This window comes from Rothia uropygialis (assembly GCF_004137765.1).
In the GTDB taxonomy this organism is placed as follows: Bacteria; Actinomycetota; Actinomycetes; order Actinomycetales; family Micrococcaceae; genus Rothia.
On sequence record NZ_NOIS01000002.1, the window covers coordinates 377,557 to 397,244 of the forward strand.

A 19,688-nucleotide genomic window follows, 5' to 3' on the forward strand; every position below is an offset into this window, starting at 1 on the left:
CACTGGCGTTCGCAGAAGAGGCCAGCTCCGTGCAACCACCTCGAGGAAAGGACCTATGGAACAGCGCGAACTGAGGGTAGGGATCATCGGTTGCGGGATGATCAGCCGGAACCATATCGAGTCGTATCAATCAATGACACACGTCCGGGTTGTCGCCGTCACCGATCTGAATCCTGAAGCCGCAGAGAGGATCGCAACGGCTTATGGGATCCCGGTGAGTGCGACGGACATCGACCGGTTCTGGGAGCAGGACCTCGACGTCGTCTCGATCTGCACCCCGCACCCGACGCATGAAGCTTTGGTCCTGGCGGCTGCGGACCACGGCGTGAACGTGGTGTGCGAGAAGCCGATTTCCATCGATGTAACCGCAGCCTCCCGCATGGTCGCAGCATGCGAAGATGCGGGCGTAGAATTCACCGTACTTTTCCAACGCAGGTTCTGGCCGGCGGCGCAGCAGATCCGGACCGCCCTCGACGACGGGCCGCTTCGCGACCCAGTGCTCGGCCACTGCTCGGTCATGTTGCATCGTGACCCCGACTACTATTCCCAGGACGACTGGCGAGGCACCTGGCGCACGGATGGCGGCGGGGTCCTGATGACCCAAGCGATCCACTACATCGATCTGCTGCAGTGGTTCATGGGGGATGTTCAAGAAGTTTTCGGGCGAGTGAACACATACAAGCACGGAACGAATATCGAAGTCGAGGATTCGGCCGTCGCGACCCTCGTGTTCGCCTCAGGGGCCATGGCCACGATTCAGGCGAGCACCGCCGCCTCTCCCGCGCTGGGTGCCCAAGTGCGCGTTACGGGGAGCAACGGCTCCACCGCGCAGCTGACCGAATTTCCAGAGGGCACCGACGGCCGCGTGGACATCTGGGGAGAGGGCGATTCGATCACCAGTGTTCTCACACACCCGGCGAACGTGCCACCCAACGCATCCCTTTCTGCCATTAACGATCACCTGATTCCCCATCATCGTTCCCAGCTGGAGGATTTCGTCGACGCCCTGCGGCAAACGAGGAAACCCGCGATTACCGGATCCGATTCGATCCGGGCTTTGAAGATCTTGTTGGCGATCTACGAGTCTGCCCGCACCGGCGCGCCCGTCCGATTGAGCGAGGAACCGATCACAACCCGCGTCCGGGTTCCCGACGATGTCCATTCAACCGCCAACCCCGTGGAAAGATCATGATGACCTCACCGACAAACTCTCGCCGAACACTCGGATTGGCGGCGCTCTCCTCCCTGACGACTCCCCCGGACGAACTGATTCACTTGGCCGCAGACGCGGGGTTCGACGTTGTCGGCATCCGGGTCCAGAAAGTCACGGAAGCGGAACCCTTCTACGATCTCAGCCCCGGCTCCCCATTGCGACGCCGAGTACTCACTGCGCTGTCCGAAACCGGACTGCGCATTCTGGATACCGAATTTCTGTTGCTCGATGGAAGCCCGAATCAACAAGACCACTGGGAACGAGCACTGGACCACGCTGCCGGATTGGCGGCCCAAACCTTCACCGTGGCCGCCGCGGACACGGAACAGAATCGGTTGCGCGACTCTCTGACCGGCATGGTTGGCTACGCCCGGCAGCGCGGCCTCACGGTCACTGTGGAACCGATCAGCTACCAAGCGGTCAACTCTCTGCCCGGTGCCGCTTGCCTCGCCAGGGAGACGGGAGCCAAGATCCTCGTGGACACCCTCCACTTGACCCGATTCGGGGCGACCCTCGACGAGCTCGATGCCGTCTACGACCTCATCGGCGGAATCCAGCTCGTCGACGGACCTATGGCAGGGCCTTCGGACCGCAACGGGCTCGTCGCGGAATCCCGGTCGGACCGTCTCGCTCCAGGGCACGGGGAGTTCCCACTGCAAGACTATTTGGCTCACCTCCCCCCGGACCTTCCCATCAGCGTGGAGTCCTGTTCAGACGCCTACGTCCGGCAGCACGGCGCACGGGAGTGGGTTCGCCTTCTGCACGACAGCACGACCGCAATCCTCGCCTCGCCCGAAAGCCCGAGCGTCTAAGGCCTGCCCCTCTCCACGATCCAACCTCTAGACGTCTAAGGAGACGACTCATGTCCTGTACACCCCCGAACCTGTCCTGCGACGTCCTGGTGATCGGTTCCGGCGCCGGCGGCCTCGCTGCCGCAGTCACTGCCGCGTATCACGGAATGAAGGTCATCGTTGCCGAGAAAGATGCCGTGATGGGAGGCGCGACATCCTGGTCCGGCGGGTGGGCATGGACGCCCGGCACACATTTCGCCAAACGCGACGGCCTCATCGAGGACCCGGAGCAATTCCGCACCTATCTCAGAAGCGTGATCGGCCGTTATTACCAGTCGGACAACATCGACGCATTCATTGAGGCCGCTCCGCGCATGGTGGAATTCTTCGAGAAGAAGACCCAGCTCCAATGGACTCCCGGGGCGAAGATCAAAGACATTTACGGAAATCTGCCCGAAGCAGGCACCGGGCACCGTTCGGTCGGCCCCAAACCGTGGAATGCGCGTAACATTGACCCCAATTTGCTGAAGAAATTGCGGCACCAAAAATATGAAACATCCTTCCTCGGCATGGGCATCATGGCCGGCCCGGACCTTTCCCAGTTCTTGGCCGCCTCCCAATTCAGCCCACAAGGGTGGCTCCACTCGGCCAAGCGGGTACTCCCCCACATGTGGGATCTTCTCGCTCACCGCCGAAACATGCAATTAGTGAATGGAACCGCATTAATCGGACGACTCGCCCAATCCGGCGCGGACCTGGGAGTCGAGTACCTGGTCAACACCGAGGGCCTGATGCTGATGACCGAGGACGGCCGTATCAACGGCGCGAAGCTCCGAGGGCCCGACGGAGAATTCACGATCGAGGCAGGCTCCGGCGTCGTCCTGGCCACTGGCGGATTCCCACGGAACGTCGAACTCCGCAAAGAACTGTTCCCCGGTACGCCCTCAGGCCACGAACACCACACCCTTGCGCCGGAGACCTGCACCGGGGACGGCCTGAGGCTGGCACAAAGCGTAGGGGCGGCCTTTGCCAAAAACGTCGCCTCTCCGGCCGCATGGTGTCCCGTCTCGCTCGTTCCCTACGCCAACGGAACCACGGGCATATTCCCCCACATCATGGACCGAGCCAAACCCGGGTCGATCGGCGTACTGCGAAACGGCAAGAGGTTCGTCAACGAGGCGAACGGCTATTACGACTACGTGGATGCCATGTTCAAGACCGTCCCCGAAGGGGAGGCGGTACAGTCCTGGCAGATCGCGGATTCACGATTCGTCCGGAAATACCCGCTTGGGATGGCCAAACCACGGCCCATTCCGCTGACCCCATACCTCCGTAGCGGCTATCTGATCCGGGCAAAAACCCTCGAAGAGCTCGCGCAGAAATGCGGGATCGACCCGGTCAATCTCGATGAGACGGTCGGGGCTTTCAACCGTGCGGCCCGCCGTGGTGAAGACCCCGAGTTCCACCGCGGAAAGACAGAATTCAATCGGTACGGTGGAGACCCTAAGGTCCAGCCCAACCCAAGCCTGGCGCCGATCGAGAAGGGACCGTTCTACGCGGTCAAAGTCGTCCCGGGAAGCTTCGGGACTTTCGACGGTATCGCAGCTGATGGGCGTGGGAAGGTCCTGGACGAAGACGGTGCGGACATCCCGGGTCTCTACACCGCCGGCAACGACCGCGCCTCGATCATGGGCGGTTTCTACCCGGCGGGCGGCACCAATTTGGGCCCGGCGTTGACTTTCGGGTACGTGGTGGGGCGAGAGTTGTCCGGCGCCTCCGACTACGAGGTCACCGCGGCCGAGTCGGAGCTGTGAGCCGGGGCGCCTGGCGCACTGGACGGTCATGAAGTCGATTTCGACGTGCGTCGTCTCAACCTTGATAGCATCCGGATCATCGGCTCCAGCATGCACACTCGCACCGATTTCGACCTCTTGATGACGATTGCTCGTCAAGGGCAGATCAATCCGGTGATCGCTGCGACGTATCCGCTGGACGAGACCCCAGACCCAGGAGAAACGCCGTCCTCGGGACCATGTTGGCACGATCGTCCTGCTCCCGTGATCGTAGACCGAGTCGTTCCGTAGGATCTTCCGAAATCGTTGAGACCGTCCGCGTTCAGCTTCCACCCGGGCCGCCATGCCCGAGAAGGATGCAGGGGCGGCCGAACGTCACCTGACATACTCGAGGCAGCAGACCAACCGCGAATTCGTAAAGGGATCCGATGTTTGACGACAGCCAACTGCAATCGGGTGAGCGTGGCGTACTGAACGCCTTGCGGACCGGAACCGCAACCGCATGGATCCAACCGCCGGAAACCATCCGGCGCCCAGAACAGGCGGGCGAAGCCACCGAACCTTTCGGGAGTACCGCAGCACCGGCCCCGTCGCCGGTCCCCGCAACCGTCCCTTCCCGGACTGACTTGGCCGAGGCCGCCGAGCGCTTTCGCTGGTATGCGCCTCTGGTCCGGGAGATGTTTCCGGAGACCAAAGCGTGGAACGGAATCATCGAGTCGAGGCTTCTCAGCGTCGGTGACTTGCAGGAGGCATTGCATCCGATTCTCGGCTCAAGAATCCCAGGGAATTTGTGGGTCAAGTGCGACAACGAGTTGCCCGTAACCGCTTCGGTCAAGTCTCGCGGGGGCATCCACGAAGTCTTTGCTCTGGGCCACCGTGTGCTGCAAAGACACGGTCTTCCGATGAGCGACGGCGCCCTTCAATTCATGGACCCCCACATTCGCGAGATCGTTTCCGGATACCGCTTGGTGGTCGGATCCACGGGCAACCTGGGGCTATCCATAGGGCTCATGGGTCGGACCCTAGGGTTCAGCGTGTCCGTGCACATGTCCGCCGACGCCAAGACCTGGAAGAAGACAAAACTGCGCGAAGCGGGGGCTGAGGTTGTAGAACACGCGGGCAACTTCAGCGTGGCCGTGACCGAAGCACGCGAGACGGCCGAGCTGGAACCCACCGCTTTTTTCATCGACGACGAGAGGTCCCTGGACCTCTTCTTGGGATATGCCGTCGCGGGCGCACGGGTAGCCGGTCAACTGCGCACTGCCGCCGTCCACGTGACAGCGGACAGACCGTTGTTCGTGTACTTGCCCTGCGGGGTCGGAGGAGCACCGGGTGGAATCACCTACGGGCTCAAACAGGAATTCGGCGAGAACGTACACTGCATCTTCGTTGAGCCCACCCACGCGCCCGCGGTGTTTCTGGGGCGCCTGACCGGCCTTGATGACGGGGTCCATGTCGAGGACATTGGGCTGGACGGATCCACCGAGGCGGATGGGCTCGCCGTGCAGCGTCCTTCCGGGTTGGTGGGCCAGGCCATAGGCTCCGAGATCACGGGGTTCGTGACCGTCGACGACGAGCCTTTGATCCGGACCCTCGCCGCCGCCCACCACGCCGAGGGCCTGCGTGTTGAGCCCTCCGCATGTGCCGGCATCGTGGGTGCAACTCGTTTCGCTGCCCTGGACGATTCGACTCTCGGCATTCGCGGCATCACCCGGTCCCAGGTCGAGAACGGCACTCACCTGGCCTGGCTCACCGGTGGGAACATGATGCCCCAGGCCGAGTTCACCTCACTCATCGCCCGGGGCACCGGCCAAGAGATATAAGCTCAGAGACGCTACGCCCTCGACGAAGTCCCGGTCGGAGGCAGGCCCTGAACCACAGGCCGATTCCGCGCCGGACGCCCGGCGCGGAATCCGTCATGGGCTAGCAGACCTAGACGGCCTGCGCGGTCAACGGGATTCGCCCACCGGCCAGCACCATCTCTACCTGGCGATCCGAGAGCCTATGGTGCAGCAACGTCTTGCGACCGCCGATAGTGGCCGTGATGTCGCGGCCGGTTGAAAGGGCGTCGTGAAGCCCTTCTAGCACCACAACGTCGTCTTGTGAAGCGGCCTCGTAGTCCGCCGGGTCGTCGAATTCCAAAGCCAGGATGCCGAAGTTGGCAAGGTTTTGCCAGTGGATACGCGCGAAGGACTTGGCAATCACGGCACGCAGCCCCAAATAGCGAGGGGCAATCACGGCATGCTCGCGGGACGAACCCTGGCCGTAGTTGTCTCCTGCGATCACCACGTGATCTCCATCGGCCTGGGCCGCCCTTTCCGGATACGTGGGGTCTATCCGGGTGAAACTGAACTCCGCGATCTTGGGGATATTGCTGCGGTATGGCAGAACGCGCGAACCGGCAGGCATGATCTCGTCCGTCGAGACGTCGTCTTCCATGACCAAAAGTGCCGGAGCCTCGAGTCGATCTTCAAGCGGCTCGAATTCCGGCAACGAGGAGATGTTTGGACCCTTCACCAGTTCGACCTGGAGCGCCTCGTCCTTGTCCAGTGGAGGCAGCAGCATGTCCGTGTTGGCGCTGTACCTCTCGGGCATCTCCGGTCTCGGATATTCAATGCCGTGACTCTCGGCCAGGGTTCGTGGGTCGGTGATTTTGCCGGTCAAGGCAGCGGCGGCCGCCGTCTCCGGGGAACACAACCACACCGCGTCCTCCTCCGTGCCCGACCGGCCCGGGAAATTGCGCGGCATGGTGCGCAACGAATTGCGGCCACTCGCAGGAGCCTGACCCATACCGATGCATCCCATGCAGCCTGACTGGTGGATACGCGCCCCCGAGGCAACGAGAGAAGTCAGCCAGCCACCGGCGATCAGATCCGCCAGCACCTCACGTGAGGTGGGGTTGGCATCAACCGAAACCTGCGAGTCTGTTTGTTGACCCGCCAGGATCTCCGCGAATACCGCGAAATCCCGGAGCCCGGGATTAGCGGAGGATCCGACGACGACCTGGAACGCGTCTTCGTCTGCGACCTCGGCCACCGGAACGACGTTGCCCGGAGAAGAAGGCTTGGCGATGAGCGGTTCCAAGGAGGACAGGTCGATGTGCTCCTCGACATCGTACGTTGCGTCGTCGTCGGCCACGATCCGCTGGTAGTCGTCGGCGCGGCCGACCGCGGCGAGGTATTCCTGCACAGCGTCATCGGCCGGGAACACGCTCGTGGTGGCTCCGAGTTCGGCCCCCATATTCGCGATCACGTGCCGGTCCATGGCGGTGAGTCCGGCAAGGCCTGGCCCGTGGTACTCGATCACGCGGCCCACACCGCCCTTCACACCGTGACGACGCAACATCTCCAGGATCACGTCCTTGGCAGAGACCCAGTCGGGAAGCTCGCCGATCAACTCCACGCCCCAGACCTCGGGCATGGTCACGTAGAGGGGCTGACCGGCCATTGCCATCGCGACCTCCAGGCCGCCGACCCCCACCGCGAGCATCCCCAGAGCGCCCGCAGCGCACGTATGCGAGTCGGAACCGATCATGGTGGCACCAGGCCGGCCGAAACGGGACTGGTGCACCGGATGCGAGACCCCGTTACCGGCCTTGGAGAACCACAGGCCGAAACGCTGAGCCGCGGACTGCAGGAACAGATGGTCATCAGGGTTCTTCTCGTCGGTCTGCAACAGGTTGTGGTCCACGTACTGCACCGACAGCTCGGTCTGGATGCGTTCCAGGCCCATGGCCTCCAATTCGAGCATCACCATGGTGCCCGTGGCGTCCTGGGTAAGGGTCTGGTCAACTTTCAGGGCGATCTCCTCGCCTGGCTTCATCTCCCCTTCGACGAGATGATTCGCGATGAGTTTCTGGGTGACGTTCTGAGACACTATCCTGCCCTCCCGGCTTGTGATGAGCACCGAATCAACTTTGACTCGGGCCCCTGACCCCAGGCTATGCCCCAGGAAACGAAAGGTTAAGCGCGGATGTCGGACCGCCCCGCCCGCGGCGTGCCTGGGATCCGGAGAGGCTCTGGGTCTTCGCCCCCGCATGACACATCGTATTCCTTTCAAAATTCGCTAGGCTGGGCGATCGTGTGAGTCCGTTTAGACGCGGGACGAGACCAATGCGGGCGATTGAAGCCGAGGAGTGACTGTGCCCAGCAATTATTCGAAACCGAGCCGACGAATCGGCGCCATCCTGGGAATGGTCCTCTTCTATCTCGTGGTCTGGTTCGGGCTCGTCCTGCTCGTTGCTGGCCTCGGAATCCATTGGTTCTGGGGTGAAGTCACTGTTCGGCAGATGGCGATGAGTGTCAAGGAGGTCGACTTATCGCGCGGTTTCGCCATGGAATGGCTGGGGTTCTTCGGCTTCGTCGTTCTCCCCGTGGTCATTACTCTTGCCATTGCGCTTGTCCATCTCCTCGGTACCCGGAAAAGGCGGCTTGGTTCATGGGATCCGCGTCCACGGTTGACGCGTCGCATGACCCGGGTAGTCTCCGCGAGCCTGGTCCTGATCCTGATTGTTTCCGGAGCATCGGTGTTTTCGAGCAGCGTGGGTCTGGCCGATTTCGTCCGCGCGGCGAGTTCCGACATGGATGTCGGGGACTACTACGCCGAGCCGATGATCACCGACTCCACGCATAAGCGCAATATCGTGAATATCTATATCGAATCCGGAGAACAGACGCTGGGCGACGAAAACCTGTTCGAGAAGGATCCATACGCCCCTCTCGAAGACCGGACGGCGGATTGGCAGAGCGTCGATAATTACCAGCAGTACGAAGGCGGAGGCTGGACCATGGCCGGGATGGTCTCGACGCAGTGCGGTATCCCGCTCAAGGGAACCAGTTCACCGTGGTACGGCGGCGGGAACACCGCTCCTCCGGACGGCATCGGCTCCTATCTCAACGGCACGACGTGCTTGGGTGATGTACTCAAACAACAGGGGTACAAGAACGTGTTCATGGGCGGAGCAGGCGGCGAGTTCGCCAGCAAGGACACGTTCTTGCAAAACCACGGTTTCGACGAAATCAAGGACCTGGCAGATTGGAAAGCAGCCGGTGAGCCGGAGAAGAACTTCCGGGAGGATTGGGGTCTGAGCGACGAGAGGCTCTTGGACCACGCCAAGGACGAGATCGACCAGTTGCACGCCGAGTCCGAGGAGACCGGACAGCCATTCAATCTTTCGACGCTGACTTTGGACACCCACGAGCCCACCACGGTATACGACTATTGTCAGGTGGACACGAATAAAAAGCTGACATCGGTCTACCAGTGTTCCATGGAAAAAGTTGTCGACTATGTGAACTACATGGAGGAAAAAGGCTATCTGGACGACACCGCCGTCGTTATCCAGGGAGACCACCTCAAGCACATGGCATCCAGTGATTCGTTCCACAAGGAGCTGGACAAGAACAACAACCGCAGCATCTTCAATCGTGTGTGGGTTCCGGGTGAAGACAGGAATCGGCAGTTACGTCCCGGTATGGACCAGCTCAATATGTATCCGACGATGCTCGAGGCCGCCGGCTTGCAAGTGCAGAACCATTCGGCAGGGCTGGGCGTCTCCGGATTCACGGACAATATTCCCCAAGACTCAGCTCAGGCCCTCACCGGTCAGGAATACAAAGAGCTGCTCACGACGCGTTCCAAGGACTTCTATACGAAGGCGTGGGACGGCGAGCACGTCAGGAGCTAGGAACAGCAATGGCGAGCACGTGGATGGGCGGCCGGGGCCTGAGGCCTTGAAGCCGGCCTCCACGTAGCTCCGAGGAAAGACTTGAGCCCACGGTTGATCGTGGTCCCCGTGCATCAGCGACGATGAGCCCGCGGTGCCACGACGGCGAGCGCAACTGGGACGGGGTCGCGGATCGATCTTCAGGCCGCGGCAACCCGCGGCAATCGCGTGACCTGCGCTACACCCCGCCGGTAGACCTGAAGCCGAACCCGCACCGCCGCGGGCACCGGAACGTGAGGAGCGAAGATGACGACGCTGGGTGTTCAGATGATGATGCTCAAGGACCGAGTTGCCGAGGAGGGCATGTTCCGTGTCCTGGAGAGAATCAAGCATCTCGGATACGAGTCGGTCGAGGTCTCTCAGATCCCGATGAACGACACGAATACCAAGGATCTCGAGCGCGGTGCCTCCGAACTCGACCTCAGGGTAGGCGCCCTCTCGGTAGCGCTCAAGAAAACCGCAACGGCTACCGGCGACGCTCTGGACACCGATTTCGGAAAGGTCGTCTCGGACTGCCGCCGACTCGGCGTCTCATTCGTCCGCATCGGGATGATGCCGTTCGATGCCATGGCATCCAAGGAGGCCTGTGAAGCGTGGGGGCGCGAGTGCGAGGAAGCGGGGCAGCGTCTGGCGGCCGAAGGCATCACGCTTTGTTACCACAACCACCACGTGGATCTGGCCCAGTTCGACGGCGAGCGCATCTTCGACATCGTTCGGCGTCTCGCCCCGACCGTGCGATTCGAGGTGGACCTTCATTGGGTGCAGCGCGGCGGCATGAACCCGCTGGACATGCTCAAGGAGTACTCGGGCGTTTGCAAGCTCATTCATGTCAAGGATTATCGGGTGGTCCCTCTGCCTGCGGAGAATATGGCGCTCCTCGACGACAAAACGCCCGAGGCCCACGCAGAGTTCATGCGCAGATTCGCTCTTCTTCCCCAATTCGCGGAAGTGGGTGCCGGCAATATGAACTGGCCGGAGCTCCTGCCGGCGGCGCTCGATGCCGGCGCGGAACACTTCTTCGTTGAGCAGGACGAACTCTACGGACGCGATCCTTTCGATTGCCTCGCCGATTCCAGGGAATACCTTCGCTCGATCGGTTACTGATGTTTGAGCCCTGACACGGCTGTCCGGAAAAAGGGCCTGCCGATGGTCATCAGCAGGCCCTTGGCGGCGTGTGGGCTGCGCCCGGTGCCCGCGAGGGGCAGCCCGATTAGCGCTGAGGGTATGTCCCTTCTTCGGCGATGTGCTGATTCAGCAGGTCCAAGTGCTCTTCGGTATCGAAATCCAGGGGCACCTCTTCCCCTTTCCACGCGGACAGGTGGATCGCGTTGGCGAGCCGGACCCCATTGATCCCGTCCGAGCCCGGCGCGAGAAGCGGCGTCCCGTCCAGCACGTGGAGCGCGAAGTTCTCCAGTACACCGGTGTGCTGTTCTCCCCACACCGACTCGAACTCGAGGTCCTCCTCCTCGTAGAAGTCGTGCGGATCGATCGAACCCTGGAACAGTCCTCTCACCGCCTCCATATCGAGTCCTTTGGAGATCTCCTGCTCGTCGTCGCGCAGGCGGTAGATGTGCGCCTTCTTCGAGCCGTCCACCACGATCTTGCCTTTGTCGCCCAGGATTTCGAGACGGTCGGTGCCCACCAGATCGTGCGTCGCGGTGATGAAGACACCGGTTGCGCCATTGCCGTAGTCCAGAACGGCGGTCACCTCGTCCTCGACCGGTATGTTCCGTCGGAAACCGAAAGCGGCCTTGGCGAAGACCGAACGAGGCACCCCGCACATCCACTGCAGCAGATCGAGCTGGTGCGGTGCCTGATTGACCAGGACGCCGCCGCCCTCGCCGCCCCAGGTGGCCCGCCACGCGGACTGGTCATAGTAGCCCTGGGGGCGCCACCATGTGGTGATGATCCAGTTAGTGCGACGCAGGGTGCCGATGTCCCCCGCATCGATGATGTCTTTGATCTTGCGATACAGCGGATTGTTGCGCTGATTGAACATGATCGCGAACGGGACGTCGGGGGTCTGCTTTGCGACCTGGTTCAGCTCGGCCACCTGCTTCGTGTAGACGCCCGCTGGCTTCTCGACCAGCACGGGTGTCCCGTTGCGGAGGGCCTCGATCCCCATCTCCGGGTGGAGGTAATGCGGTACGCACGTGACCACGGCGTCGATTTTCTCCGATGCCAGGACGTCGGAATAGCTCGAGAAAGTCGTGACCCCGGGGTGATCTCGCTCGGCCTGTGCGCGGCGCTCGGGGTTCGTGTCGCAGATCGCGCCGACTCGCATGTGCGGCACGCGACCTTCGGCAATGAATGTCGCATACGTGGAGCCTTGCGCGCCGTACCCGATGATACCGAGGCGAACCGTGTCTTGGGTTCCCGTGGGTCTCATGTGTGTCCTCTTTCTATTTCTCGGTCTGCTGTGATGTCGTTTCCGGGACCGGTTCGCCGTCATTATGGGTTCCCGACTGCGCGCCCCGCGGAGTGTCCGTGTCGGGCGGAACAATGGCTCGTCCGTGGGACATCGCGAGTTTGATCTGTTTGCGCGTCTCGTTCTCCTCCACGATCCGGTTGAACAACGTATCGGTCAACGGATAGCGAAGCATCACGAAGAAAGCGATCAAACACAGTACTGCCGGCAGAATCCCTGCGGTCAGACGGATGCCCAAGACCGCGTGATCGGACTGAACCGCGGCGCCTCCGACGTATCCGGTCAAGCCGATCAGCCCCGCCGCGGCAGCACCACCGAATGCCTGGCCCAGTTTCCGCACGAACGAGAAGACAGCGTATGTGGTGCCCTCGGTGCGGCGACCGGTCTTCCACTCGCCGTACTCGACGGTGTCCGCTTCCATGGCCCACATCAGTGTGTTGAGCAACCCGATGCCAAGGCCTAGGAAGAAGAATGCGACGCACGCCAGCCAGGGCATGGACGGCGGGCACAGGAACACCAGGATCCCTCCGAGCATGAAAGCGACGGCTCCGGACAGGTAGACGAAGCGTTTGCCGTACCGCGCCACGGCGCGTCCGATGAACGGCGCGGCAACAAAGATCGACGCGGTCTGGATGATCGTGAGAATCGAGAACAAGCCGGCATTGCCCATGACGTCGCGGGCGAAGTAAATGCCCATCGTCTGCAGCGATACGTGGGAGGTCAGGACGATGATCGAACCAATGGACAGCCAAATCAGCGCTTTGTTCTTGGCCAGTACAACCACGGCCTGCTTCAAGCTGACCTGATCCTCCGGAGGGCGCACCACACGTTCCTTGGCAGTCAGGAACGTGAAGACGTACAGGGCGACGCCTAACACCACGAAGATCAGGGTAATCGTGGTCAGGGATCCCTGCAGGCCCGTGGTCGCGTCGTGAGCCGCGGCGGCCTTGGCCGCGGACAGCTGCGCATCCGTTGAGTTGTCCTCACCACCCAGCGCGGACACCTTGTCCTGGTACAGGTTCGCCGCGCTGAAGCGTTGAACGAGCGGGGCCACGACGACAGCAATCAACATGACCGCGACCTGGGAACCGATGGTTCGGAAGGTCGCAAGCTTTGCACGCTCGACGGGCGCCTGCGTCATCGCCGAGGCGAGCGACCCGTATGGGATGTTGACCATGGAATAGAACATCATCATGATTCCATAGGACAGATATGCCCAGAACAGCTTCATCGTGAGGCTGTCAGCTTCCGGAAGCGAGAAGACCCATACCGAGGTCAGCATAAGCGGCAGGCAGGACCAGAGGATCCAGGGACGGAATTTGCCCCATCGGCTGACTGTCTTGTCCACCCAACGCCCGACGACGATGTCCCCGATCCCGTCCCAGATGCGGACAATCAGGAAGATCGGGGCGGCGTATCCGGCCGGGATCCCGACGACGTCCGTGTAATAGAGCAGCAGGAACGTGCTGACCATGTTGAACGCGAGGTTGTTGCCCGCGTCGCCGGCCGCATAGCCCAGGAAGGACCGGAGCGGGAGCTTTTGGGTTGCGCCTTTCGAGGGGGCCGTGGGGGTGGCCGCTTTGGTCTCGGAAACGGATGGGTGTGACATCGTCGTCATCCTTCGCTGTCAAAAAGTGTCGCAAGCCACATGTGGCCGTTGCTTTCCTACATCCTGGGGCCGGCCGCCTCCCCGAACTAGTGGTTGCCACTTGTTGTCGTCACCACTTCCCACGTCAGACCTGTGATCCAGGCAACAAATGGCAACCCGTTGCCGCGTATTCCCGGTTAAGCCAGGCTGGAGACCGGAAGACGTCATTCAACGAGGAGAAGTACATGTGGACCCTGTCCGGATTTGCCGACGAAATCTCCCCCGATTTCGAAACTCAGTGCGCCCATGCACGGTCCTTGGGGCTCGAATACATCGAGTTCCGCAGCGCGTGGGACACCAATGTTCTGGACCTTGACGATCAGCAGCTCGAGCGGGCGGTGGAAATCCTCGATCGTCACGGCCTCAAGGTTTCAAGCATCGGCTCACCCATCGGCAAGATCGGAATCCACGACCCCATCGATCCCCACCTCGAGCGTGCTCAGCAAGCGGTCGACGTCGCTCACGTCTTCGGCGCGCCCTTCGTGCGCATCTTTTCCTTCTTCATGCCCGACGGCGAGGATCCGGACAGCCATCGGGACGAGGTCATCGAACGCATGCGGGCACTTGCCGACGTCGCCGAGGAAGGCGACCTGACCTTCCTGCACGAAAACGAAAAGAAGATCTACGGCGACATCCCTCGCCGGTGCGCGGACATCCTAGAGAGCGTCGACTCCTCGCGACTCCGGGCGGCGTGGGACTCCGCGAACTTCGTGCAGTGCGGTCTGCGCCCCTACTCCGAGGGCTATGCCCAGATCCGCCCGTACCTTGAGTACATCCAAGTCAAGGACGCGCGCCTGTCCGACGGCGAAGTGGTCGTGACCGGCGAAGGCGACGGCGAACTGCGTGAGACCCTCGACGCCTTGGTCGCGGACGGATTCGACGGGTTCTTCTCACTCGAACCTCATCTGTCCGCAACGCACGAGCTCGGAGGCTTCTCCGGACCCGAATTGTTCACCGAGGCGCACGCGGCGTTCACGAGTCTGCTCAAGGAGAAGGGGATCCCATACCAGTGACTCTCGGTGCCTTGATCGTCGGTTACGGTTCCGTGAGCGCTGTGCACGCCGAGGCGCTCACATCCATGCCCAACGCCCGGATCGTTGGCGTGTGCGACGTCAACCCGGAACGGAGGAGGGCGGCCGAACTCGAACTTGGGGTGCCGACCGCCCAATCCGTCGATGACGCACTCCAGAGGTTCGCCCCCGACGTCGTGCACGTCACGACGCCCCATGGGCAGCACGAGCCCGCGATTCTCGAGGGATTGCGAGCCGGGTGCGACGTGCTGACCGAGAAACCGCTCAGTTCCGATTTGGCCAGTGCCGAGAGGATTGCTGAGGCCGCCAGGAATCCGAAGCTCGGCCGCGGCGGGCGTCGTCCGCGCGTGGGCGTGTGCTTCCAAAATCGTTACAATCTCTCGGCACAGGCCATGAAGCAGGTCGTGGAAGCCGGCGAATTCGGCGCGGTCCAAGGAGCTGTGGCGACCGTCGCGTGGCACCGACCGCCCGAGTACTACACAGACAAACCGTGGCGTGGAACCTGGTCCGGCAGCGGTGGCGGACTACTGATCAACCAAGCAATCCATACGGTGGATTTGCTCCAATGGATTATGGGGCCCGTGGTCGCTGTACGCGGGCGGGTCGGCACCGATGCCTTGAACAAGATCATCGAGGTCGAGGACACCGCGGCCTTGACCCTGACTCATGAGTCCGGCGTGCGGAGCGTCCTCATGGCGACCAATGCGGCCCCCGCGAATCTTCCCGTGACCATGGACGTCGTCATGGAGCGGGGCCAGATGCGGTCCGGAACCGAACTGTTGATTACGGGGGAAGGCGCACCGGACAAGGTGGTCAAGGAGCGCCTCCCTTCGGATCGGGCCAAAGCATATTGGGGGTCCTCCCACGTCGAACTCATCAAGGATTTCTACGAGGGTTTCGAGGCCGGCGAGGAATTCTGGATCGACCCCGACGAGGCGATGAATTCATTGCGCATCGTGAAGGCCGCCTACGACGGTGTCGGCGGATTCCCCGAAAGGCCCGGACGGGACGTGGACGCGGCCAACCCCTATCTGGTGTGAATCCGTACGGCATCGTCGGCCTGGAATGAGCAGTCCAGAATCTTCCCGTATGCGGCGAACGCATCCGCATCAAGAACGTGGATCATCGGTTCTCCTGAACAAGTGTTTGGGGCAGTCGTTCCAGTTCGTTCGCTGCGAGGTCCTCAGCCGACAGGCTCGGGCATCGGCTCGACCGCATATGCGAGTTCGATTGTGTTGCCATTGGTCGGGTCCGTGAGTCGTACGCGCCACTTCGGTGCGAACTGGTCGACGTCGGGGGCCATGGGGATCGTGCCTGAAATGAGGACAGTGCCGGGCTGGGCATATCCCTTTTCCCGAAGCTGCTCGAGCCAGTGCTCCGGAGGAAGGAGCTCAGCGAAGCTGCCGTCCTGAATCCGAGTCTCCTCGCCCGAGGAGTCGGCGACCCATGCCTCGATCCGGATGTCGTCGATGTGGTCCGCGATGTCGTCGAGGCGCCAAGCCTTCCTCGCAAGAACATCCGGCGAGGCGTTCTTGCTCCACGCCACCCCGTAAGTCTCCAGGTCGCGGTCGGTCTGGTCGCATGCGGCGGTGATGAGCACTCCCCCATCCGTCACAACGATGGCCCATTCGGCCTCACCGGAGGACTTTCCGCGCTGCACCGCGACGGTTTCCGTCTGCTGCGCGAGGTACGGCGAGACCGGGTATAGCGCAGGGATAACTGTGGGACCCGGGACGCCCAGTTCGGCGAGTTCATCGATGTGCGCTTGGACGGAAGACTGATCGCGTCCGGCGTACCCCGCGTTGAACAGGCGGGTGACTTCGACGTCGGTGCTCGACCCCTCGGGGAGTTCGAATGTGAGCATTGGAGGCCTACTTCCTTCTCGGGTTACCGCGGCCGATCGGACGGGGTTGTTTCATTGTATACAACCAGTATAACGTTGACGCAATCATCACGTGTGAAGCGTCACATAGCATCGACTCGAAAGGCAGTCATGAGCACATCGACCATTGCCCGTCCACCTGTCACCAAGAAAGACCTCGTCAAGGCATTCGCCGCGAGTCTCAGTGGCACGACGCTCGAGTGGTATGACTTCGCGATCTATTCGGCGGCCGCCGCGATCGTACTTCCGGTACTCTTCTTCCCCACGGGCGATCCGATGGTCGGCGTTCTCCTCGCCTTCTCGACCTACGCCGTCGGGTACGTATCCCGCCCACTCGGCGGTATCGTCTTCGGGCGTCTGGGTGACAAGGTCGGGCGCAAGAAGGTCCTCGTGTGGACTCTGGTCCTGATCGGTACCTCGACATTCCTCATTGGGCTGCTGCCTACGTACCAAAGCATCTCGTTCTTCGCCCCGCTCGTCCTCGTGCTCCTGCGATTTGCGCAGGGAGTGGGCGTCGGGGGCGAATGGGGTGGCGCCGTCCTGCTTTCCAGCGAATACGGCGACCCTCGCTACCGCGGTTTCTGGTCCTCCGCCGCGCAGATCGGCCCACCGGCCGGAAACCTCCTCGCGAACGGTGTTTTCGCGGGCCTCACCCTGCTCTTGTCCGAGGAGGCGTTCTTCGCGTGGGGATGGCGGGTGGCTTTCCTCATTTCCGCTGTGCTCGTCCTCTTCGGGCTGTGGATCCGCCTCAAGCTCGAGGACACCCCTGTCTTCAAGGCTGTGGAAAAGTCCGGGCAACGTGCGGAGAAACCCATTTCCGAACTCTTCAGGGACGAGCTGCGGCCTCTGATTGCGGCCGTTCTCTCCCGCATCGGCCCCGACGTCACGTACGCGCTGTTCACCGTCTTCACCCTCACGTACGGCACCCTCGTCCTCGGACTGGACCGAGCGACCGTCCTCGGCGCAGTGATGTTCGGGTCCGCCTTCCAGATCGTGTGCATCCCGCTGGCCGGATACGTCTCCGACCTGATCAACCGGCGTCTCCTCTACGGAATTTCGGCCCTCGGCACGGTCGTGTGGACGTTCGTCTTCTTCTCCCAATTGCAGACCGGCAGCGCACTGTGGATGTACATCGGAATTCCCATCGGACTTTTCTTCCACTCACTCATGTACGGCCCCCAGGCGGCATTCGTCGTCGAGCAGTTCTCACCGCGATTGCGATACACCGGCTCATCGCTTGCCTACACCATCGCCGGTGTGCTCGGTGGAGCGATCGCGCCGATGATGTTCACGCTGCTCCTCGACACGACGGACACGTGGGTGTGGGTTGCCGTTTACCTGGCCGGAACGTGTGTCCTGACGATCATCGGGCTAATGCTCGGACGCGACAACAACGTCCAGGAGGATCTCGATCATCTCGAGAAAGTACAGGCGAGCACGGCCGATGCCTGAGATCCAAGCCAAGGTCCTGCACGCCGACCTGGCGGAAATCTCACGGGATCGGGGTGCCGTGGAGCAGGAGGCACTGCGTTCGTTCAATGTGGTGCCGGATCGCGGCCTCGGTCCCTGCTGCGTCGCCAGCACGCAAGGCCTCGAGGATCCGGGTGTGTTCTTCGAGCACTTCGGCAGGACGCTGCGAGCTGGTCCACGTCGCCGCGATGCCGAATCGCACGTGCATCACCCGGAGGCGGGTGTAGAAATCCGACATCACTCTGTTCCCCGGAGCATCAACCATCGCCGCATGAAACCGCTGGTCTATCGAGATGAAGTCGGGGACCGTCTCCGAGGAGACCTGAAGATTGGCCTGTTGTTCCAGGAGGTCGGACATGGTTTCCAGGGGCACTCGACCGGAGGCAAGAACCTGGCGGGCCGCCTCGAGCTCAATGAGGGCACGCATTTCCATCGTCTCCCGGATCGCCCGGTCATCGCTTGGACGCACGTAGGCCCCGCGGTGGGTAATGAGTTCGACGAGCCCATCGGAGGCAAGCATGATGAGCGCCTCGCGTATCGGAGTGCGGGAGAGCCCGAACTTGTCGACCAGATCTCCCTCGTTGAGAAAAGTCCCTTGCACGGACGGGTCGGTCAGAACGAGATCACGCAGACGATCGTAGGCGTTCTGGCGTGCTGTGGGTCCCGTTAACTTCTGCATGATTCACAAGCCTACCGGTCCCGGACCGTGACGATCCCGGTGCCCGCCGCATCGGACACACCGGAAGCACATCGAACGAAAACGCATGACGAAGACACACCCGAACACGATGAAGGAGCAGACCAATGAAGGCAGCACTCGTGCAAATGAATTCTGTGGCGGATCCCCGTGCGAACCTGCGCACGATCGCCGAACGCACGGAAACGGCGGCGAGGAACGGCGCCGACCTCGTCGTCTTCCCCGAAGCGACGCAGACTCCGTTCGGCACAGATCTGGCGGCTGCCGCGGAGGAACTCGATGGCCCTTGGGCAAAACGCCTCGAGGCGATCGCCCGTGAAAACGGGGTTACCGTGATCGCCGGCATGTTCCGCCCCGGAACAAATGGCACCGTGAAGAACACGATCGTGGCCCGTGGCATGGATCCCGAGGGCACCGCCGTAGCTGCACATTACGACAAGGTCCATCTATTCGACGCGTTCGGGCACAAGGAATCAGATTCCGTCTCACCCGGCCAGACGATCCGCACGTTTGGATTCGGCGATCTCACCATAGGGTTGGCCATCTGTTACGACGTGCGGTTCCCTCCCCTCTTCACGGCGCAGGCGCGCTCGGGTGCGGACGCGATCGTCGTATCCGCCTCGTGGGGGTCGGGCCCCGGGAAGATCGAACAATGGGAATTGCTCGGTCGAGCGCGGGCATTGGACGCGACAGCATACGTACTCGCGTGCGGTCAGGCGGATCCGAGGGTCACGGGCGCCCCCGCAGCCCAGGACAGCCCGACGGGAGTGGGCCATTCGTACGTGGCAGGTCCGAAGGGAGAGTTGATCGCCTCCGCCGACGCCGGTGACGAGATCATCTATGCGGAGCTCTCGCGGCAGGTCGTCCGTCAGACGCGGACTGCGATTCCGGTGCTCGCGAACTCGTTCCTCGAGGGCGAGGTGACTGTCGAGACCGAGTGAGCGGCAGCCCAGCTTCCCGGGCCGGTGGGAATCCGCGCGACCTCGGGATTCACCGCCGCCCCGGATCGG

The 19,688-nt window shown here is 62.1% G+C and carries 16 protein-coding genes; 11 read left to right on the plus strand and 5 right to left on the minus strand.

Translation table 11 applies throughout. From position 1 onward, the window contains the following. Positions 1–55: 55 nt before the first annotated feature. The 5 genes from EWV35_RS05300 (at position 56) to EWV35_RS05320 (ending at position 5,620) form a co-directional block, all read left to right on the plus strand. Entirely contained in the window at positions 56–1,192 is a 1,137-nt protein-coding gene (locus EWV35_RS05300) for a Gfo/Idh/MocA family protein (RefSeq protein ID WP_129658812.1), read from the plus strand. Further along, entirely contained in the window at positions 1,189–2,025 is an 837-nt protein-coding gene (locus EWV35_RS05305; protein ID WP_202976042.1) for a sugar phosphate isomerase/epimerase family protein, read from the plus strand. Before EWV35_RS05300 ends, EWV35_RS05305 begins: the two co-directional genes overlap by 4 nt. 50 nt (positions 2,026–2,075) lie before the next feature. Next, the gene (locus EWV35_RS05310) at positions 2,076–3,818 is read left to right on the plus strand and encodes an FAD-dependent oxidoreductase (RefSeq protein ID WP_129658814.1); all 1,743 of its coding nucleotides are present in this window, start codon (positions 2,076–2,078) and stop codon (positions 3,816–3,818) included. 90 nt (positions 3,819–3,908) lie between these two features. Then, entirely contained in the window at positions 3,909–4,088 is a 180-nt protein-coding gene (locus tag EWV35_RS05315) for a hypothetical protein (RefSeq protein ID WP_129658816.1), read from the plus strand. 137 nt (positions 4,089–4,225) lie between these two features. Then, positions 4,226–5,620, plus strand: a complete 1,395-nt coding sequence (locus tag EWV35_RS05320) for a D-serine ammonia-lyase (RefSeq protein ID WP_129658818.1) — start codon at positions 4,226–4,228, stop codon at positions 5,618–5,620. 109 nt (positions 5,621–5,729) lie between these two features. Here EWV35_RS05320 and EWV35_RS05325 read toward each other — a convergent pair whose 3' ends face one another. Further along, entirely contained in the window at positions 5,730–7,673 is a 1,944-nt protein-coding gene (locus EWV35_RS05325) for an aconitate hydratase (protein WP_129658820.1), read from the minus strand. Positions 7,674–7,938: 265 nt separating this feature from the next. On the opposite strand from EWV35_RS05325, the gene EWV35_RS05330 reads away from it, so the two are divergent. Then, positions 7,939–9,483 carry a sulfatase-like hydrolase/transferase gene (locus tag EWV35_RS05330; RefSeq protein WP_238654173.1) on the plus strand — a complete coding sequence of 515 codons (1,545 nt, stop codon included), beginning with the start codon at positions 7,939–7,941 and terminating at the stop codon, positions 9,481–9,483. A 285-nt stretch (positions 9,484–9,768) separates the two neighbouring features. Then, a complete protein-coding gene (locus EWV35_RS05335) occupies positions 9,769–10,626 on the plus strand; it encodes a sugar phosphate isomerase/epimerase family protein (protein WP_129658821.1) in 858 nt (285 codons plus the stop codon). A 106-nt stretch (positions 10,627–10,732) separates the two neighbouring features. On the opposite strand, the gene EWV35_RS05340 is transcribed toward EWV35_RS05335, so the two are convergent. Together EWV35_RS05340 and EWV35_RS05345 are read right to left on the minus strand one after the other, a co-directional pair. Then, on the minus strand, positions 10,733–11,911 hold the full coding sequence (locus EWV35_RS05340) for a Gfo/Idh/MocA family protein (protein ID WP_129658823.1): 1,179 nt from the start codon (positions 11,909–11,911) through the stop codon (positions 10,733–10,735). Between the two features lie 13 nt (positions 11,912–11,924). Then, positions 11,925–13,559, minus strand: coding sequence for a glycoside-pentoside-hexuronide (GPH):cation symporter (locus EWV35_RS05345; protein ID WP_165168361.1), 1,635 nt, complete (start codon positions 13,557–13,559; stop codon positions 11,925–11,927). A gap of 224 nt (positions 13,560–13,783) precedes the next feature. Between EWV35_RS05345 and EWV35_RS05350 the strand changes: the two genes are divergently transcribed. Next, positions 13,784–14,611 (plus strand): sugar phosphate isomerase/epimerase family protein, encoded by an 828-nt coding sequence (locus EWV35_RS05350; RefSeq protein ID WP_129658827.1) that lies wholly within the window; start codon positions 13,784–13,786, stop codon positions 14,609–14,611. Further along, positions 14,608–15,669 (plus strand): Gfo/Idh/MocA family protein, encoded by a 1,062-nt coding sequence (locus EWV35_RS05355; protein WP_238654175.1) that lies wholly within the window; start codon positions 14,608–14,610, stop codon positions 15,667–15,669. Before EWV35_RS05350 ends, EWV35_RS05355 begins: the two co-directional genes overlap by 4 nt. Positions 15,670–15,812: 143 nt before the next feature. On the opposite strand, the gene EWV35_RS05360 is transcribed toward EWV35_RS05355, so the two are convergent. After that, a complete protein-coding gene (locus EWV35_RS05360) occupies positions 15,813–16,493 on the minus strand; it encodes a DUF2848 family protein (protein ID WP_129658829.1) in 681 nt (226 codons plus the stop codon). Between the two features lie 129 nt (positions 16,494–16,622). Between EWV35_RS05360 and EWV35_RS05365 the strand changes: the two genes are divergently transcribed. Next, a complete protein-coding gene (locus EWV35_RS05365; protein WP_129658831.1) occupies positions 16,623–17,963 on the plus strand; it encodes an MFS transporter in 1,341 nt (446 codons plus the stop codon). Between the two features lie 40 nt (positions 17,964–18,003). On the opposite strand, the gene EWV35_RS05370 is transcribed toward EWV35_RS05365, so the two are convergent. Continuing rightward, positions 18,004–18,660: a GntR family transcriptional regulator gene (locus tag EWV35_RS05370; protein ID WP_129658833.1), complete on the minus strand. Its 657-nt coding sequence runs from the start codon at positions 18,658–18,660 to the stop codon at positions 18,004–18,006. Positions 18,661–18,785: 125 nt separating this feature from the next. On the opposite strand from EWV35_RS05370, the gene EWV35_RS05375 reads away from it, so the two are divergent. Next, positions 18,786–19,619 (plus strand): carbon-nitrogen hydrolase family protein, encoded by an 834-nt coding sequence (locus EWV35_RS05375; protein WP_129658835.1) that lies wholly within the window; start codon positions 18,786–18,788, stop codon positions 19,617–19,619. The last annotated feature ends 69 nt before the right edge of the window (positions 19,620–19,688 follow it).

Bases quoted from the DNA above. Each gene is read 5' to 3' on its own strand.
- EWV35_RS05300 (WP_129658812.1), top strand. From the start codon at position 56: ATGGAACAGCGCGAACTGAGGGTAGGGATCATCGGTTGCGGGATGATC.
- EWV35_RS05305 (WP_202976042.1), top strand. From the start codon at position 1,189: ATGATGACCTCACCGACAAACTCTCGCCGAACACTCGGATTGGCGGCG.
- EWV35_RS05310 (WP_129658814.1), top strand. From the start codon at position 2,076: ATGTCCTGTACACCCCCGAACCTGTCCTGCGACGTCCTGGTGATCGGT.
- EWV35_RS05315 (WP_129658816.1), top strand. From the start codon at position 3,909: ATGCACACTCGCACCGATTTCGACCTCTTGATGACGATTGCTCGTCAA.
- EWV35_RS05320 (WP_129658818.1), top strand. From the start codon at position 4,226: ATGTTTGACGACAGCCAACTGCAATCGGGTGAGCGTGGCGTACTGAAC.
- EWV35_RS05335 (WP_129658821.1), top strand. From the start codon at position 9,769: ATGACGACGCTGGGTGTTCAGATGATGATGCTCAAGGACCGAGTTGCC.
- EWV35_RS05340 (WP_129658823.1), bottom strand. From the start codon at position 11,911: ATGAGACCCACGGGAACCCAAGACACGGTTCGCCTCGGTATCATCGGG.
- EWV35_RS05345 (WP_165168361.1), bottom strand. From the start codon at position 13,559: ATGTCACACCCATCCGTTTCCGAGACCAAAGCGGCCACCCCCACGGCC.
- EWV35_RS05350 (WP_129658827.1), top strand. From the start codon at position 13,784: ATGTGGACCCTGTCCGGATTTGCCGACGAAATCTCCCCCGATTTCGAA.
- EWV35_RS05360 (WP_129658829.1), bottom strand. From the start codon at position 16,493: ATGCTCACATTCGAACTCCCCGAGGGGTCGAGCACCGACGTCGAAGTC.
- EWV35_RS05365 (WP_129658831.1), top strand. From the start codon at position 16,623: ATGAGCACATCGACCATTGCCCGTCCACCTGTCACCAAGAAAGACCTC.
- EWV35_RS05370 (WP_129658833.1), bottom strand. From the start codon at position 18,660: ATGCAGAAGTTAACGGGACCCACAGCACGCCAGAACGCCTACGATCGT.
- EWV35_RS05375 (WP_129658835.1), top strand. From the start codon at position 18,786: ATGAAGGCAGCACTCGTGCAAATGAATTCTGTGGCGGATCCCCGTGCG.